Source organism: Thermosynechococcus sp. (genome assembly GCF_046299655.1).
Taxonomy (GTDB): domain Bacteria; phylum Cyanobacteriota; class Cyanobacteriia; order Thermosynechococcales; family Thermosynechococcaceae; genus Thermosynechococcus.
The window spans coordinates 1-15,379 of record NZ_JBKBHZ010000007.1; the positions used below are offsets into that span (position 1 = coordinate 1).

The window sequence follows — 15,379 nt, forward strand, 5'->3', positions numbered from 1 at the left end:
TAAGCCCATGATTGAGGCGGGGGTGCTAGATACCCCAAAAGTGGATGCCATTATCGGCCTGCATCTTTGGAATTTTCTGCCCGTTGGGACGGTAGGGGTACGGGCAGGGCCTTTAATGGCCGCAGCCGAGTTTTTTGAGTGCCGGGTTCACGGTAAAGGGGGACATGCCGCCTTGCCGCAGTTTACGGTGGACACCGTCTTGGTGGTTGCCCAGATTATTACCGCCTTGCACACCATCGTTTCCCGCAACGTGGATCCGCTCGAAACCGCCGTTATCTCCGTGGGAGCAGTGCATGCCGGCACCGCAAAAAATGTGATTGCCGATCGCGCCACCTTTGCGGGCACGGTGCGCTACTTTAAGCCCGAGCTGGGCGACTGGTTACCGCGGCGGATTGAGCAAGTCATTGCCGGCATTTGCCAGAGCTATGGCGCCACCTACCAGTTTGACTATCAGCGGATGTACCCACCCACCATCAACGATGCCAAGATGGCAGAATTGGTGCGAACAGTTGCCGAATCGGTAGTGGAGGTACCCGCCGGCGTCACCCCCCATTGCCAAACCATGGCAGCGGAAGATATGTCCTTCTTTCTCAATGCTGTTCCGGGCTGTTACTTCTTTTTGGGGTCAGCTAATGGCACACTGGGGTTAGATTTTCCCCACCACCATCCCCGCTTTGACTTTGACGAAACCGTTTTAAGTATTGGGGTTGAATTGTTTGTCCGCTGTGTGGAGAAATACTGTGGTCTTGTGGAGACCTAATTCCCTATGTCCCTCACAGTACTTATTGCCGACGATGATCCCGCCATTCGTGTGGCGGTGAGTCGTTTTCTGGAGGCGGAAGGCTACTGTTGCCTGACAGCGGCAGACGGCGCCCAAGCCCTTGAGATGATCCATCGCTATCAGCCCCACCTGCTCATCACCGACATTGCCATGCCCAAGATGAATGGCTATGAATTGGTCCGCCAAGTGCGCCAGCATCCCTCCTTACGCCTCCTGCCCGTGATTTACCTCACAGCCCGCACAGAACTGGAGGAGCGGATTCGTGCCTATCGCACTGGCGGCGATGTTTATCTCGCCAAGCCCTTTGATTTGAATGAATTGGCAGCGGTGGTGCGCAACCTGCTGGATCGGGCGCAACTGGTACAAATGGAGTGGCAGCAGCGACAGCAGCCCTTCTCGCCGCCAAAAACCCAGCGGATTGCGATTGACCTGACACAGCGGGAAAAGGACGTTTTAGCCTTGCTGGTGGCGGGACTCTCCAATGCCCAGATTGGCGATCGCCTGCACCTGAGTGCCCGCACCATTGAAAAACACGTCAGCAGCCTCTTTCAGAAAACGGGCGTTCACAACCGTGCTGAACTGGTGCGACTGGCCATTGAAGAGGGCTTAGTGGAGCGGCAAACCAGTTCCCAAGCTTGAGCGATCGCTGGTAGTGTCAAAGCAGGAAGTTCAGGCCCTCAGACCCCATGCAACGAATTCCCCCTGCCTCCGGCCAAGAATCGGTTTGGGATTACCCCCGTCCGCCCCGCCTAGAACCCACGGCAAAACACCTGCGCGTGGTCTTTAATGGTGTGGTCATTGCTGAGACCCAGCGGGGACAGCGTGTGCTAGAAACCAGTCACCCGCCGGTGTATTACTTTCCCCCAGAAGATGTGCAATCCCAGTATCTTGTGCCCTCGCCGCGGCGAACTTTCTGCGAATGGAAAGGACAGGGCGCCTACTACCATGTCAGGGTGGGCGATCGCCAAGCCAATCATGCAGCTTGGTACTATCCTCAACCGACCCCTGCCTTTGCCGCCCTTCGCAACTACATTGCCTTCTATGCTGGTTTAATGGATGAATGCACGGTGGATGGCGTAGTGGCGCTGCCGCAACCGGGGGGGTTCTATGGCGGCTGGATTACCCCCGACATTGTGGGGCCGTTTAAGGGGGCGCCGGGCACGTGGGGCTGGTAAGGGCGGGTAGGTGTTTCTCAAATCGCTGTATCTTCGCCACTTTCGCAACTACAGTGAGCAAGCGGTGCGGTTTGTGGCTCCGAAAACGATCCTAGTGGGCGACAATGCCCAAGGCAAGTCCAATTTGCTGGAGGCAGTGGAGTGGCTAGCCACCCTACAGTCCCACCGCACCCCTCGCGATCGCGACCTCATTCAGCAGGGACAAGACAGTGCCCAAATTGCAGCGACCCTTGAGCGCCAAGGGGTTTGCCTTGAGCTGGCAGCAAGTTTACGACCTACCGCCGGCCGGGTTTTGCGGATCAATGGCTGCCCTGTCAGGCGTACTGCTGAATTCCTAGGGCAACTCAATGCCGTAGAGTTTTCCTGCTTAGATTTAGAACTGGTGCGCGGCACCCCGGCCCTGCGCCGCAACTGGTTGGATCGGATGCTGCTGCAGTTAGAACCCCTCTATAGCCAACTCCTGCAAACCTACCAAAAAGCGCTGCGGCAGCGGAATGCCCTCCTGAAACAGGCAACCAGCCAAGGCTGGGATGAAGCCCTCTGGCAGGCTTGGAATCAACAACTGGTGATCAATGGGACGCGCATTATCCGGCGGCGCCAGCGTCTCATAGAACGCTTGACCCCCTTGGCAGCGCATCGGCATCGGGTTTTGAGTGGCGATCGCGAGCACCTAAGCTTGACCTATGAGAGCCATGTCCCCTTGGGGGATGGCACCACAGAAGCCATTGTTGCCGCCTTTAATGAAGCCTTGGCAGCGCGCCGCCCCATTGAACTACTCCAGAAAACCAGTCTTGTCGGTCCCCACCGCGATGATGTTTGTTTCTGCCTCAATGATCAACCTGCCCGCCAATTTGCCTCCCAAGGTCAGCAGCGCACCCTTGTCTTAGCCCTGAAACTTGCCGAACTCGAACTGCTAGAAAGTGTGGCTGGCGATACCCCCTTACTGCTATTGGACGATGTACTGGCTGAACTGGATTTGCAGCGCCAGCGAATTTTATTGGAGGTGATGGGCGATCGCTACCAAACCCTAATTACCACCACCCACCTTGCCCCCTTTGCCACCCCTTGGCGACAGCAGGCTCAAATTCTCAGGGTAATGGCGGGGAGGATTGCAAGCGTTCCTGACACCGCTGCGCAAACCAGCGACTAATCTGGGGAAGCGTCAGCTCAGCAATGGATACCCCCTCATTTTCGGCAATCTGTCGCAGTTGCTTGAGGGCACTGATGAGAATTTGGCTATACCAAGTCATAAATCCCCCTTGATGCGCCTCCTCAGCCTGCAGGCGCGGATCTGCCACCACCAGTTCATAGACTTGGGCTTCGCTTAAAGCTTCAAGGGGAGTGGACTGCACTTTGGCCTGAAGATAGCGCTGAGCATATACCGCCACCCGAATGGCAAAGCGATCCGCCGCGGGCAAGAGCAGTTGGTCAATCTCTTGACACTCACTGACGGTAAGCAGCTCCTCAGGATTCATCAGCGGCCTACATCAATCCAGCCGGTGTGGGGGTTGGCGTCGCTTCTTGGATATTGATAATGCTGGGGGTAAAGAGAAAAACACCATCCCCAAGGCGCGATTGATGACCATTGATAGCATAAGTACTACCAGCGGCAAAATCAGAAATGCGCTGAGCCTCCGTCACATCGAGATGCTCTAGGTTGAGAATGACTGCCTTGTCCGCCCGCAGGGCTTGGACGATGAGAGTAGTATCACTGAGGGACTGCGGCTTGATCACCACCACTTCATAACCACTACTCAAGGAATGACCAAAGGCAGTCAGTTCACCCATGACACCCCCCCTTGGGAACATAGCAACAGTACTTAGCTTAACTCTGTTATACCGAGTTATACCGACTACGCGGAAATTTATGCAAATTGTAGCCTTTTTCCCGCCATTAGGGATGGCAGTTACCCCCTACTGGGCATAGGCAAGTCACCCGTTGCGCACTAGAATAGGCGCACTTAGGTTTAGGTAACGTGTAAATGATCAAAAGTAGCCACGCGAAGCGATATGGCCCTTTGGGGGCGATCGCTCTCTTAACTGCCTATGGCGTAATAGCCAGTCCGCTCCCCGCCTTTGCAATGCACATCAGTGAAGGCTTTTTGCCTTGGGGATGGGCCTTAGGGTGGTGGCTAGCCTTTCTGCCTTTCCTTGGAGGGGGTCTGTGGGCAGTACGAGGGCGCCTAAATGAGCACCCTGAGTCGCGGGTTCTCTTGGCTTTAGTGGGGGCTTTTGCCTTTGTCCTGTCCTCTTTGAAAATCCCTTCCGTGACCGGCAGTTGCTCCCATCCCATGGGAGTTGCCCTAGGCGCTACGCTGTTCGGCCCCTTGGTCATGACAGTGCTGGGAACAGGTGTTTTGCTCTTTCAGGCCCTGCTGATTGCCCATGGCGGCCTGACGACCCTGGGTGCCAATGGTTTTGCCATAGCAGTGGTCGCGCCGTGGGTGGCATGGGGAACGTATCAAGTGCTAAAGAGGCTAACGCAGCGGCAGGGGATAGCTCTCTTTGCAGCGGCAGTGCTCAGCAACCTAGTTGCCTACAGTCTCACGGCATTGCAACTGGCCTTAGCCTTCCCCGATAGCAACGGTGGCGTTGCCCTTTCCTTTAGTAAGTTTGCTGCGCTGTTGGCCATCACCCAAATCCCCTTAGCGATTAGCGAGGGGTTCCTGACAGTGCTGATGGGGAATTGGCTCATGACTTACTGCCCAGAGGAACTTAAAGCACTTCAATGGATTCGAGGATAGAGAAGCGATGACCCAAAGACAAAAAACAAATTGGCTGCTTCTGGGGGGGGCTGCCCTTTTAGTAGCCTGGCCGCTGCTCTTTGTAAAAGGTGACTTTGAAGGGGCTGATGCCCAAGCGGGCGAACTGGTCAAAGAACTTTCCCCAAACTATAAGGCGTGGGTAGAGCCTGTTTTTGAACCGGCCAGCAGTGAAATTGAATCCCTTCTCTTTGCCCTGCAAGCTACCCTTGGGGCAGGGACGATTGGTTTTATTTTCGGGGGGTACCACGAACGGCGCCGCCAACAGCGGCAAACCTCCGTCACTTCTGGCGGCAATGAACTGGAGTCCTAGCTGAAAAAACCATTGGCATGCATCACCATCTAGAGTGGTATGCCTACACCAATCGCCTGCGATCGCTCCCCCCGGCACAAAAGGTGCTCTTCAGTCTTAGCGCGCTGGGGTTTGCACTTTTTGCCCATCCTCTGGTGCAAGGGCTGCTGTGGCTCTGGTTAATCCTTTGGATCCTAGGTTATGCCCGTATCCCTTGGCGGGTCTATGCTCTGCTGTTGGGGACAATCATGGCCTTCTGGTTCCTCAGTCTGCCGGCGTTGGTTGTGCAAATTTTGCCCAACAGGGTTCTCGAACTCTGGGCGTCAGCCCCTTTAGCTCAACTCTCCTTTGGCGGTTGGTCGTTGGCGGTGAACTCAGAAAGTCTGAAGCAGGCTTTTACAACAGGGCTGAGAACGGCCGTTTGCAGCACGGCTTTACTGTTTCTTGTGCTCACCACCCCTTTTCCGTCTCTCCTAGCCCTAGCAGCTCGGTGGAGAGTGCCCAGCTTTGTTTTGGAGATTTTGATGTTGATGTACCGCTATTTGTTTACTCTGCTGGAGACTGCCCTGACGCTGCAATTGGCGCAACGCGCTAGGGGGGGCTATCTGCGGCGATCGCACTGGCTTTTGAGTGTGAGCCTGTTGGCCGCTCAACTCCTGCGGCAGTCGCTGTACCGCTATCAACAAATTCACCTTGCCCTCCTTAGTCGTGGCTTTCAAGGGCAATTTCGCGTCCTACGCCCTCAATCCTACAGCTATTCACAACGCTATGGCCTTGAAATCCTCGTGGGGGGTAGTGCTCTCCTAGTGCTGAACACAATTGTTGCCTGAGATGTCCGTGCCGCTCCTTGAGTTTCATCAGGTGGGGTTTTCCTATCCCCATACCGCCAAGCCTGTGCTGCAGGACTGCTCCTTTACCCTAGCGGCGGGACAGAAAATTGCCCTTTTGGGACTGAATGGGTCAGGCAAATCAACCCTCTTTTATTTGGCAGCAGCCCTCTATCGGCGCGATCGCGGTGAGATTTACTGGCAAGGGCAACGGCTTGTCCATCAACCAGAGCAACTGCGGCAGTGGCGTCAACGCATTGGCTTGGCCTTTCAAGACCCCGAACAGCAACTGGTGGCAGCAACGGTGGCGGAGGACATTTCCTATGGGCTGTGGAATTTAGACTTACCCCCAGCAGAAATCGAAGCGCGCTTGCACCAAACCCTACTGGACTTTGATTTAGTTGATTTGGCCGATCGCCCCCTGCATCATCTCAGCTTGGGGCAAAAACGCCGTGTGGCCCTCGCCGGTGTGATGGCCTTAGCCCCAACGCTGTTACTGCTCGATGAACCAACAACGTATCTGGACTATCAGCAACAGCAGCAATTGCAACAGCTCCTAGCCCAGATTCACCAACGGGGGACCACCATCGTCATCGCCACCCATGATCTGGATTTTGTCTATAGCTGGGCGGACTGGATTATGGTGTTAGTCAATGGTCAGATAGTGGTGAGCGATCGCGCGCAGCGGGTCTTTGCCCAATGGTCCACCTTTGCCTCTCATCTGGGAACCCCCCTCCTTCTGGAGCTTTGGCAACAATTTCCCCCTGCTTGGCGACAAAATCAGCCCTTGCCGCGCACCACCGCCGCAATTGCTCAGATTTGGCAAAAAAACCTTCCAGTGCTACCAAACCCTGATTAAGGGAGGGTTAAGAGAATTGAGGAAACTCCTCAAAGGTGGGTATCCTAGGGATGGGCAGTCTCAAGCAACTGCCCCAGACAAAAATTCGATTATTGAACAACCCAACGCGGCATCAGGAAAAACTTCGTATGGCTACAATCATGATTGTTGATGACAGTCCTACCCTGCGGGCAATGATTGGTGAGCTAATGAAAGAGCAACACTACGACGTGGTGGAGGCGCAGGATGGTATTGAAGCCCAAGAAAAGATCAAGGCTCAATGTCCCGATTTAGTGATTCTGGACATCGTGATGCCGCGCATGAATGGTTATGAATTGTGCCGCTGGATCAAAGGCGAAGCTGCCTCCCAAAATGTGCCTGTGATCATGTGCACCACCAAAAGTGAGGAGTTTGATATTCACTGGGGCAAGAAGCAGGGGGTGGATGCCTATATCACGAAGCCTTTTGATCCTGCTGAACTGGTGGCCACGGTCAAACGCCTCTTGGGATAGCCCTAGATCCAAGAACGTAACCACATGCGCCTGAAAAAGGCCTCAGGAGTCAGCGGCAGACCAAGATAAAGGGGGAGCCAGTAGACAAAGCCAGCAATCACTCCCCCAACTATCGCAAGGCGCAGCCAGCGTGCCCAAGCGACCCAAGTGTGGCTGCTTTCCCAGACCAACGCCAAGGCCATAAAACTGTAGAGGGCTGCTGGCAGATAGTGATAGATGAAAACACAGCGGCTCACCAGTGCCCAGGGCAAGAGATTAGCAGCATAGTTCAAGAGCACAAAGCGGCCTGCGGTGGTATGCCATTGGAGAACTAAAAGCGCCAAAGTGGCCAAGGTACTCAGCCATAGCAATGGTGGGTTAAAAAGGGCATAGACGGCGTAAACCCAGCGGGTAGCTTCCATTGGTAGGGGCGGGCCAATGACCGGCACCGCTTCACTGAGCGTTTGCACTCGCTGAAAAAAGTAGCTCATAGGACGTAGCAGAAGCGGCCAAGACCACCACGGTGAACAGTAGGGATGGGCAGTACTAGCAACACTGCGGTGGAAGTGAAACATTTGCTGATGGAGATCCAGTAGGCGCTGGTGGGGATGAAATTGCAGATGAGGCCACCAGAGGAGCGTATAGACAACAAACGTGACAAGCGGGAGGAGCAGACACATCTGCCACCAGGAGTAGGTCGTCTTCCCCTCAGCCGGCAGCGGCAACCTCTGCTGCAGAACCCAGAAAAGCCCTACCCCTAGTAAGAATCCCAAGCCACTCCACTTCACAGCGACACAAGCCCCAAAGGCCATGCCTGCGGCCATCAGCCAAAGCGATCGCCCCCTTCCTTGGTAGCGCAAGCCCCACAGCCAGAGAATCTGTGCCACCACCCCAAACAGCACAAGGGAGATATTTATCAGGGCATAGCGGGACTCCACCAAAAAGAGGCCATCGAGGGCAACAAAGAGTCCCGACAACAGTGCCACGCGCGATCGCCCCGTCAGGAGATAGGCCAGCACTGCTACCGCCACAGGAATCAGCGATCCCATCAGGGCATTCAACCAACGATAGCCCCAAGGGTGAAAGCCACCCCCCAGCCAAATGCTGAGGGCAATCAAGTATTTTCCCAGAGGCGGATGGGCGTCAAAGAAGGGAACCCCAGCCAGATAGTTGCGACCAAAGCGGGCGAAATAGACCTCATCAAAAACGAGGGTGGGAAAGCGGGTCAGCCCCCAGAAGCGGGTCACCAAGGCAAAGAACCACAGCAGCAGTAGCCCCAAGGGCATCCTAGGCCGCTCCCTGTAGCTCCGCGGTGCGCACAGCAATGCGCTGGCTGCGATCGCCCCGTTGAATGGTTAGATTGAGCACTTGCCCCACGGCGGCGTTATCAACAATGCTCTGCAATTGATCGGCACTGGTAATCGGTTCTCCATCCACGGCTGTAATCACATCTCCCCAGCGCAGACCGGCTTTTGCCGCAGGCGTATTGGGCAACACTTGCAGCACAAGGACGCCATTGACTTCCGGCAAAATCACTGGCGAGTTGGGGTTAGCATTGTTTTCCTTGGCCATGGCCGGCGTGAAGGTGGTCATTTGGATGCCAATGTAGGCGTGTTGAATTTTCTCACCGCGAATCAGGCGGGCTTGCAGGGCTTTGGCCTTGTTGATGGGAATGGCAAACCCAATCCCCATGGCATCGGCACGAATGGCAGTGTTAATGCCAATGACTTCCCCCTCTTCATTGAGCAAAGGTCCCCCAGAGTTGCCGGGGTTGATGGCCGCGTCCGTTTGAATAAAATCAAGGCGCTTATCGGGAATGCCCACTTGCGCACTGGAGCGGTGGAGCGTACTGACAATCCCCAAGGTGACTGTGTTATCAAGGCCAAGGGGATTCCCGACGGCGATCGCCCAATCTCCCACTTTTACTTGACTGGAATCCCCAAGGGGAGCCGTGGGCAGGGGTTCGGTCACCCCTTTGAGTTTGACAATCGCTAGATCAGATACCTCATCCACGCCGCGCACTTCCCCTTCAAACACACGACCATCCTTGAGGCGCACCATCACCGTATCTGCTTCACTCACCACATGGGCATTGGTCATCACGATGCCACTGGGATCGATGATGAAGCCCGACCCCTGACCCCGCAGCCGATCCTCTTGGGGGGGCAACGCCAAGCCGGGGAAAAATTGACGAAAGAAAGGATCACTCAAGAGGGGATCCGGTGTGCGGACAATCGTGCGTTCGGTATCAATGCGAACAACCGCATCGCCAACTCGCTCCACTGCGGCGGCCACAAAACTATGGTGAGGGGTAGAAACTGCGGCCCACACCGGTGTTCCACTACTAAGGCACCAAACAAGGGCAAGGCCAAGGCAGAATTTGAGGGTCTGCTGAAGCAAATGGGCAAGGCGTTTCATCATTGGTGGCCTAAAGCGCAACAGATTTATCTCTGATTGTATCGAAGCGACCCCCTCTGCCTAGGAATCCAAAGCACAAATCTGCATAGGTGGGGAATCTCCCTCAGAACAAGAAGCAGTGTCAGAATCGTAAAGGTATTCAACGCTAGGGGCACTATGCTGCGGATTGGCATCGTCGGGCTGGGACTGATTGGGGGTTCCTTGGGCATTGATTTGCGGGCAAAGGGGCACTATGTGGTTGGGTTAAGTCGGCGCCCAGAAACCTGTGAGCGGGCGATCGCCAAGGGTGCCATTGACTGGGGCAGTACGGAGCCAGAAATTTTGCGTGCCCTTGATTTGGTGTTTCTCTGTCCCCCCATTGGCAGCATCCTCTCTGTGGCCCTAGACATTAGGCCTTATCTCAGTCCAGAAACGGTGCTAACAGATGTCGGATCCGTCAAGGGAGAAATTGTCCCTGCCCTTGAAAAACTCTGGCCTCGCTATGTGGGTGGTCACCCCATGGCCGGTACCGCAGAATTCGGCATTGAAGCGGCGCAAGCCCATCTCTTTGAGAATGCCCCCTATGTTCTCACCCCCACTCTCTACACCGATAGTGATGCCCTTGACTGTGTTGCTGGGGTGGTCAACGATCTCGGCGCCAAGCTACTCTATGCCACCCCGGCGGATCACGATCGCGCCGTTGCTTGGATTTCCCACCTTCCCGTCTTAGTGAGTGCAGCACTGCTCCTTGCGAATGCCCAAGAAGCCAATGAGCCGATTCGGAAGCTTGCACAGCAGTTGGCCAGCTCTGGCTTTCGCGATACCAGCCGTGTTGGGGGCGGTAATCCAGCGTTGGGACGGATGATGGCAGAATATAACCGCGCGGCGGTGCGCCACTGCCTGATCCGCTACCGTGCCACCCTTGATGATCTGATTCGCCAAGTGGAGCAGGAGGACTGGGAGCGGCTGCAAGCCACTTTAGAAGAGGCGCAAGCCTACCGTGAGCAGGTCTATCCCTCAGGGACGCCGCCGGTAGTTTAGACGACGCACAATCCAGTAACTGGCAGACAAGGCCAAGATGGCGATCGCCAGCCCCAAAAGCTTCGCCACGGTTTCCGGTTGACCAATATCCAAAATAATAATTTTGCGGGCAATGGCAATCAAAGATGTGACAATCACCAGCTCAACGATTTGCGACGAGACGTGGGTTTTCAAGTAGGCAGTGATATTTTCGAGGATCTCCAAGGCCACAAGCACATTGAGAAAGAGGCCGAAGATTTTCACCAGTTCAAAACTAAACTGCCCCAAGGGCGGTGAGAATAGCTCTACGGTCAAAATTCGCCCCAAATCAATAATGGCGACGATGACCACCAGTAGCATCCCGATCGCCAGCAACCGGGTCGCGATTCCCTCAATCTGACTGAGTAACTGCAAAAACCGCTGATTGTCCCGAAGTAGAAGAACTGTCTCTTGCCACAAGCGGATCAAAGGCCGCCCCCAAGGTCGCATCCCTAGACCTCAGCCACAAGCAAAAGAGGAGTATAGGCCACAGGTTCTACAAGACGGGTGTCTAAATTGAGCCGCTGAAATTGGGCTTGCAGTTCCCCAAGGGTGCCTTTGACCGAGAGCAGTCGCGGTAGCCATCCTTGAAGGCGCAAACTCCCATTGCCAGCGGTGGTGATCATCACCTTGGGCTGCAGCCATCGCCCCAATTCCAATGCTGTTTTGCCCCCCTTGAGAATCGCCCCCACCACGGGTAAACAGATATCCAACAGCGGCGTAATCACCACATCCACCTTGCCGCACGTGCGCAGCCAAGAATCATGGCAACCGTGGGGTTCATAGTAGAGACTCTGAGCGCCGCAGCGCAGAATGTAACCATTTTCCTGTTGACCAGGGCCAATGCTAGCACCTTTCGTGGCTTGAATTGTCAGATCGCGGTACGTGTGGGTTTGGTGGGGACGAAGGGCAATCACTGTTTCAAAGCCAAGGCTCTGGGCAACTTTGGCAGCACTGGGGGAGGCAATGACCGGTAGGGCGCGATCGCAGGCGCGGAGGGTAGGTTCATGGCAGTGATCCGGTAACCCTTGGGAGAGCAAAATGACATCCACATCAGTCGGCAGAGCACAGGGGCGCGATCGCTCCGCCTGAAAGAGCCAAGGCGTATTGCCAAAGATCAGTGCCCCCACAAACCACGGATCAACCAAAATCCGCGTATGACCCAACTCCCACAACCAAGTATTGCTCTCCAACCACGTTAACTGCATTGCCCCGCTCCTACAGGAACTGCGCCAAGATACTGTAAATCAGCAAAAAGATGTTGCCCATGACCACGCAACCCACCCCCACTAAACCACAAATGAGCAGCGCTGTCACACCCCCTAATCCCGCTTGCAACAGAGGCACAAAAAAGAGCACTGCCCCTGAAATGACCGCAATGATCAACTGTTCCCAGTATTCAATCCAGCGTTTGTATTGCATAAAGACCAAGAGGGCAAACAACGCACCCATCAGGCCAGCACTGACACCAACGGGTAACTGCCAAGCCGTCATCAAGCTAAAAATCATCAACCCCAAGGCCGTCATTTCAAAGCCTGTAAAGCCAGCGCTAATGAGAATTTTCAATGCCGGTAAGGGGGGCGCCGGCTGGCGAGCCGGTTGTGCTTTCGGACGTGGTGTGCTTGTCGGTGGCGTCACCGGACTAGGTGAAGGCGGGGGTGCGAGTTGCGACAGAACTGGTGGCGTTACTGGTTGTGGCGGTGGGGAGGGGGGGACGACTGGTCGCGGTGGTGGAGGGGGTGCTGGGGCAGCCGCCGAAGAAGTATTTAAGGCGGCCAAGACCTCTGCGGCGGATTGGTAGCGATCGCTAGGCGCCGGTTGCAGCATGCGATCCAAGATGGCTTGCAGTTGTGGACTAACTTGGGCATAGGCATGCCAATCCCAACGGTTGTTATAGGCATCAAATAGTTGACTTGGGTCTTTACCTGTCAGCAGCACAATAGAGGTGACAGCCAAGGCATAGAGATCTGAACTGGGATAGACCCGCTCCCCCCGCGCTTGTTCTGGCGGCGCATAGTATTGGGTATAAATGCCCGTAAAGTGTCCTTGCTGTCCACCTGCTTGGGAAATCTGCTTCACCGCACCAAAATCCAGCAGATAGAGCCGCCCTTGGCCGGGAAACTTGGTCTTGCTGGGGTGCTGGCGCATAATATTCGAGAGCTTAATGTCACGGTGGATTGAGCCGTGGTCATGGACGTACTGCAACACGGGTAGGAGTTCCCGCAGTACCTGCCGCACCTGTTCTTCACTAAAGCAGCCCTGTTGAGCCAGTTCATCCTCTAGGGTTTCGCCGTCAATATATTCCTGTACCAAGTAGAAATACTGCTCCACCCCTTGGCCATCTACACTGGGGACTTCTTCAGCAAAAAAGGCCAGTAAGTCTGGAATCTGGGCGTGCTGCCCCAGTTGATCGAGCACTTGTCCCTCCCGCTCAAAGAGTTCCAGTGCTTTTTGCCGACTCTGGGGATCAGACATCATCGGCATAAACTGTTTAATCACGCACTCGCGCCGACCGGGGGTATCCAAATCCCGTGCTAGATAGGCCGCCCCGAAGCCCCCACGCCCTAAAAGCCGCTCTGCAACATATCGTCCCCGTAGAATCAAGGGCATCCCACAGGCCGTACAAAATCGTTCCGCCACACGGCTATAGCGTTTGTTGGGGTTGTCTAAGTCTGGAACATCGTTTTGGGGACGACTACAGTGGGGACGGGTGCAATAGACAAGCATGGCAGGGATGGCGCGATCGTTTCCTTGATTATCATAGTGCTGTCATAGCAGGCAAGGCTGAGCCGACGAGGCAAGACTGTTTAGACGAAACTTGGCAAAAGCTGATGGTCGGACTCGAACCGACGACCTACTGATTACAAGTCAGTTGCTCTACCAACTGAGCTACACCAGCACTATTCTTTAGTTTACTATGCTTTGGCAGCAGTGGAAACCCTGCGCATTGGCAAGTGAAAGTAACATACTCCCGACCCTCACGCTTCGCGTAGAGGGCGGGCTTCTCCAGTCTTTCAACCTTCGCGTTTTATAGTGAGCCGATGCCCCAGGCCCACTGTTTTGATGAGTATCACAGAGTTGATGTCTCGCGACGTTGTTTAGGAACCCTGCTCTCCCCGCATCGGCAAAACTTTTGTTCAGGCCAGACTTTGCCGCCTGACCATTGGGCAAGGATTGTAGCACACACTTATTGAACAGCAAGACTCCCCTCGCTCGGGCACTTCGGGGGCAGCGAACCCCCTCAGCGCCCCTGGTTCTTATCCCGACGCTCCCCTTCGGAAGAGCGCGAGGCTTCCCGCCGATTAGCTAAATCTCGTCCCCTTCATGGCAAACGAGAGCGAGCATCCGCAAAGCGGAAGAAAATAGGCTAAATTCTGATTACAGCCCTGCTCTAAAAGGTGGGATACGTTAAGGGGACGCAGTCCTGATTCTAATACTGTCTTTCGCTATTTTGAACGTGTTCTATCCATGGTAAGAGGGCTTTAGTTTGCTGTGGCAGTCGCACGCCGGTGATTATCCTGCACCTGATAGACCCTTGGAAACGTCAGCCGGTCAAAACATGGCGTTTTCCAGTTAAAACGACTATTCGTATTGGTCGTGCCGCAGACAATGATGTGATACTCAAGGATATTCTCGTGAGTCGCCATCACGCTGAACTGCGTTGCTATCGGGATCCAGAAAATCTCGGGCGTTGGTATCTCAAAAATTTGGGGGCGATCGGCACCTTTGTGGATGGTCGCCTTGTTGATGAGAGCAAACTTGCCAGTGGCAGCCGCATTCAGCTAGGACCCACAGGTCCGATTCTGGAATTCCATGAGCAAACCTTTCGCCGCAGTGCGCCCACCCTTAGCGAGTGTACCCATGCCGGTAATCTGCCGGGGAATCTGTTTTGCATTCACTGTGGTCAACCCTTCAATGTGCAGCGCACTGTACGCAACTATCACATTCTGCGCCTTTTAGGGCATGGTGGGATTGGCACAACCTATTTAGCCTGTGAAGCCCAACCCCCTGAAGGATGGACTGGCAAGGTTCCAGAGGTGCGAGTGCTGAAGGAATTGCGGTCTGAGATGGAGGACAATGAGAAGGCACAGGAACTCTTTGAACGGGAAGCTCGTATCTTACAACTCCTTGACCATGCTGGAATTCCCCGCTTTTATGACTTTTTTGTGGAAGACGGCAAAAGCTATTTGGTTATGGAACTCATTCAGGGCATTGACCTAGAGCGCTGGGTACTGCGCAATGGCACGGTACCGATTCCGCAGGCGGTGCAGTGGATGATTCAAACCTGTGGTGTTTTGGACTATCTGCACAACCAAGACCCGCCAGTGATTCACCGTGACCTCAAGCCGAGTAATCTGCTGGTGCGATCGCGGGATAACCAAATTGTTTTGATTGACTTTGGGGCAGTCAAAGAAGTGGGGCATTCCCCCGCTGTTACCGGCATTGCCGTGGAGGGCTACAGTGCCCCCGAACAGATGAGGGGCAACCCCACCATTCAGTCAGATCTGTTTGCAGTCGGGGCAACATTAGCCTTTTTACTGCTAGGCAGTCATCCAATTCGCTTCTATCGCCACCGTGATGGCTTGCATCGCCTTGAGGTTTCGGATCGCCCAGAGATTCCTGATCCCCTAAAAAGGGTAATACACCGCGCTACTGCTCCCCTTGTTGGCGATCGCTACCCGTCTGCCCTTGCCCTAGCCAAAGCCCTCAAGGAGGCCGCTGCTGAGTTGCCCCAAGAATCCTCGCAAGTTTAATTT

Annotated in this window: 18 protein-coding genes, 1 tRNA gene and 1 pseudogene; 11 read left to right on the top strand and 9 right to left on the bottom strand. The window is 54.8% G+C overall.

Annotated elements, in window-relative coordinates:
* The 4 genes from ACK4HN_RS06170 to recF all read left to right on the top strand — a co-directional run.
* Positions 1-760: M20 family metallopeptidase (locus tag ACK4HN_RS06170; protein WP_409877356.1), on the top strand; the 760-nt coding region annotated here is incomplete at its 5' end.
* A gap of 6 nt (positions 761-766) precedes the next feature.
* Positions 767-1,420 (top strand): response regulator transcription factor, encoded by a 654-nt coding sequence (locus tag ACK4HN_RS06175; protein ID WP_409868967.1) that lies wholly within the window; start codon positions 767-769, stop codon positions 1,418-1,420.
* A gap of 47 nt (positions 1,421-1,467) precedes the next feature.
* Positions 1,468-1,956, top strand: coding sequence for a DUF427 domain-containing protein (locus ACK4HN_RS06180; protein ID WP_409877357.1), 489 nt, complete (start codon positions 1,468-1,470; stop codon positions 1,954-1,956).
* Positions 1,957-1,966: 10 nt separating this feature from the next.
* The gene (gene recF / locus ACK4HN_RS06185) at positions 1,967-3,106 is read left to right on the top strand and encodes a DNA replication/repair protein RecF (RefSeq protein WP_409877359.1); all 1,140 of its coding nucleotides are present in this window, start codon (positions 1,967-1,969) and stop codon (positions 3,104-3,106) included.
* Here recF and ACK4HN_RS06190 read toward each other — a convergent pair.
* Positions 3,045-3,431: a hypothetical protein gene (locus ACK4HN_RS06190; RefSeq protein ID WP_409868964.1), complete on the bottom strand. Its 387-nt coding sequence runs from the start codon at positions 3,429-3,431 to the stop codon at positions 3,045-3,047. The genes recF and ACK4HN_RS06190 overlap by 62 nt on opposite strands.
* Before the next feature lie 7 nt (positions 3,432-3,438).
* Positions 3,439-3,744, bottom strand: coding sequence for a cell division protein SepF (locus ACK4HN_RS06195; RefSeq protein ID WP_409853621.1), 306 nt, complete (start codon positions 3,742-3,744; stop codon positions 3,439-3,441).
* Between the two features lie 194 nt (positions 3,745-3,938).
* Between ACK4HN_RS06195 and ACK4HN_RS06200 the strand changes: the two genes are divergently transcribed.
* The 5 genes from ACK4HN_RS06200 (at position 3,939) to ACK4HN_RS06220 (ending at position 7,187) form a co-directional block, all read left to right on the top strand.
* Positions 3,939-4,700, top strand: coding sequence for an energy-coupling factor ABC transporter permease (locus tag ACK4HN_RS06200; RefSeq protein ID WP_409877360.1), 762 nt, complete (start codon positions 3,939-3,941; stop codon positions 4,698-4,700).
* 7 nt (positions 4,701-4,707) lie between these two features.
* On the top strand, positions 4,708-5,031 hold the full coding sequence (locus tag ACK4HN_RS06205; RefSeq protein WP_409868962.1) for an energy-coupling factor ABC transporter substrate-binding protein: 324 nt from the start codon (positions 4,708-4,710) through the stop codon (positions 5,029-5,031).
* Between the two features lie 17 nt (positions 5,032-5,048).
* Positions 5,049-5,840 carry a cobalt ECF transporter T component CbiQ gene (gene cbiQ / locus ACK4HN_RS06210; RefSeq protein WP_409868961.1) on the top strand — a complete coding sequence of 264 codons (792 nt, stop codon included), beginning with the start codon at positions 5,049-5,051 and terminating at the stop codon, positions 5,838-5,840.
* Between the two features lies 1 nt (position 5,841).
* Positions 5,842-6,696, top strand: coding sequence for an energy-coupling factor ABC transporter ATP-binding protein (locus ACK4HN_RS06215; RefSeq protein ID WP_409868960.1), 855 nt, complete (start codon positions 5,842-5,844; stop codon positions 6,694-6,696).
* Positions 6,697-6,824: 128 nt separating this feature from the next.
* Positions 6,825-7,187, top strand: a complete 363-nt coding sequence (locus tag ACK4HN_RS06220; RefSeq protein ID WP_409868959.1) for a response regulator transcription factor — start codon at positions 6,825-6,827, stop codon at positions 7,185-7,187.
* 2 nt (positions 7,188-7,189) lie between these two features.
* Here the strand turns inward: ACK4HN_RS06220 and ACK4HN_RS06225 are convergent, their stop codons facing one another.
* Together ACK4HN_RS06225 and ACK4HN_RS06230 are read right to left on the bottom strand one after the other, a co-directional pair.
* Positions 7,190-8,452 carry a phospholipid carrier-dependent glycosyltransferase gene (locus ACK4HN_RS06225; RefSeq protein ID WP_409868958.1) on the bottom strand — a complete coding sequence of 421 codons (1,263 nt, stop codon included), beginning with the start codon at positions 8,450-8,452 and terminating at the stop codon, positions 7,190-7,192.
* Between the two features lies 1 nt (position 8,453).
* Positions 8,454-9,587 carry an HhoA/HhoB/HtrA family serine endopeptidase gene (locus ACK4HN_RS06230; protein WP_409877361.1) on the bottom strand — a complete coding sequence of 378 codons (1,134 nt, stop codon included), beginning with the start codon at positions 9,585-9,587 and terminating at the stop codon, positions 8,454-8,456.
* Between the two features lie 156 nt (positions 9,588-9,743).
* Between ACK4HN_RS06230 and ACK4HN_RS06235 the strand changes: the two genes are divergently transcribed.
* Complete coding sequence (locus ACK4HN_RS06235) at positions 9,744-10,604, top strand: prephenate/arogenate dehydrogenase (protein ID WP_409868970.1); 861 nt, start codon at positions 9,744-9,746, stop codon at positions 10,602-10,604.
* On the opposite strand, the gene ACK4HN_RS06240 is transcribed toward ACK4HN_RS06235, so the two are convergent.
* The 5 genes and pseudogenes from ACK4HN_RS06240 to ACK4HN_RS06260 all read right to left on the bottom strand — a co-directional run.
* Positions 10,581-11,072, bottom strand: coding sequence for a phosphate-starvation-inducible PsiE family protein (locus tag ACK4HN_RS06240; RefSeq protein ID WP_409868956.1), 492 nt, complete (start codon positions 11,070-11,072; stop codon positions 10,581-10,583). The genes ACK4HN_RS06235 and ACK4HN_RS06240 overlap by 24 nt on opposite strands.
* Before the next feature lie 2 nt (positions 11,073-11,074).
* Entirely contained in the window at positions 11,075-11,830 is a 756-nt protein-coding gene (locus ACK4HN_RS06245) for an MBL fold metallo-hydrolase (RefSeq protein ID WP_409868955.1), read from the bottom strand.
* Positions 11,831-11,840: 10 nt separating this feature from the next.
* Positions 11,841-13,349: a protein kinase domain-containing protein gene (locus ACK4HN_RS06250; protein WP_409868954.1), complete on the bottom strand. Its 1,509-nt coding sequence runs from the start codon at positions 13,347-13,349 to the stop codon at positions 11,841-11,843.
* A gap of 99 nt (positions 13,350-13,448) precedes the next feature.
* Positions 13,449-13,521: transfer RNA gene (locus tag ACK4HN_RS06255), tRNA-Thr, on the bottom strand.
* 115 nt (positions 13,522-13,636) lie between these two features.
* A pseudogene (locus ACK4HN_RS06260) lies at positions 13,637-13,793 on the bottom strand (RNA-guided endonuclease TnpB family protein); the annotation flags it as partial.
* 338 nt (positions 13,794-14,131) lie between these two features.
* Here ACK4HN_RS06260 and ACK4HN_RS06265 point away from each other — a divergent pair.
* Complete coding sequence (locus ACK4HN_RS06265) at positions 14,132-15,376, top strand: protein kinase domain-containing protein (RefSeq protein WP_409868953.1); 1,245 nt, start codon at positions 14,132-14,134, stop codon at positions 15,374-15,376.
* The last annotated feature ends 3 nt before the right edge of the window (positions 15,377-15,379 follow it).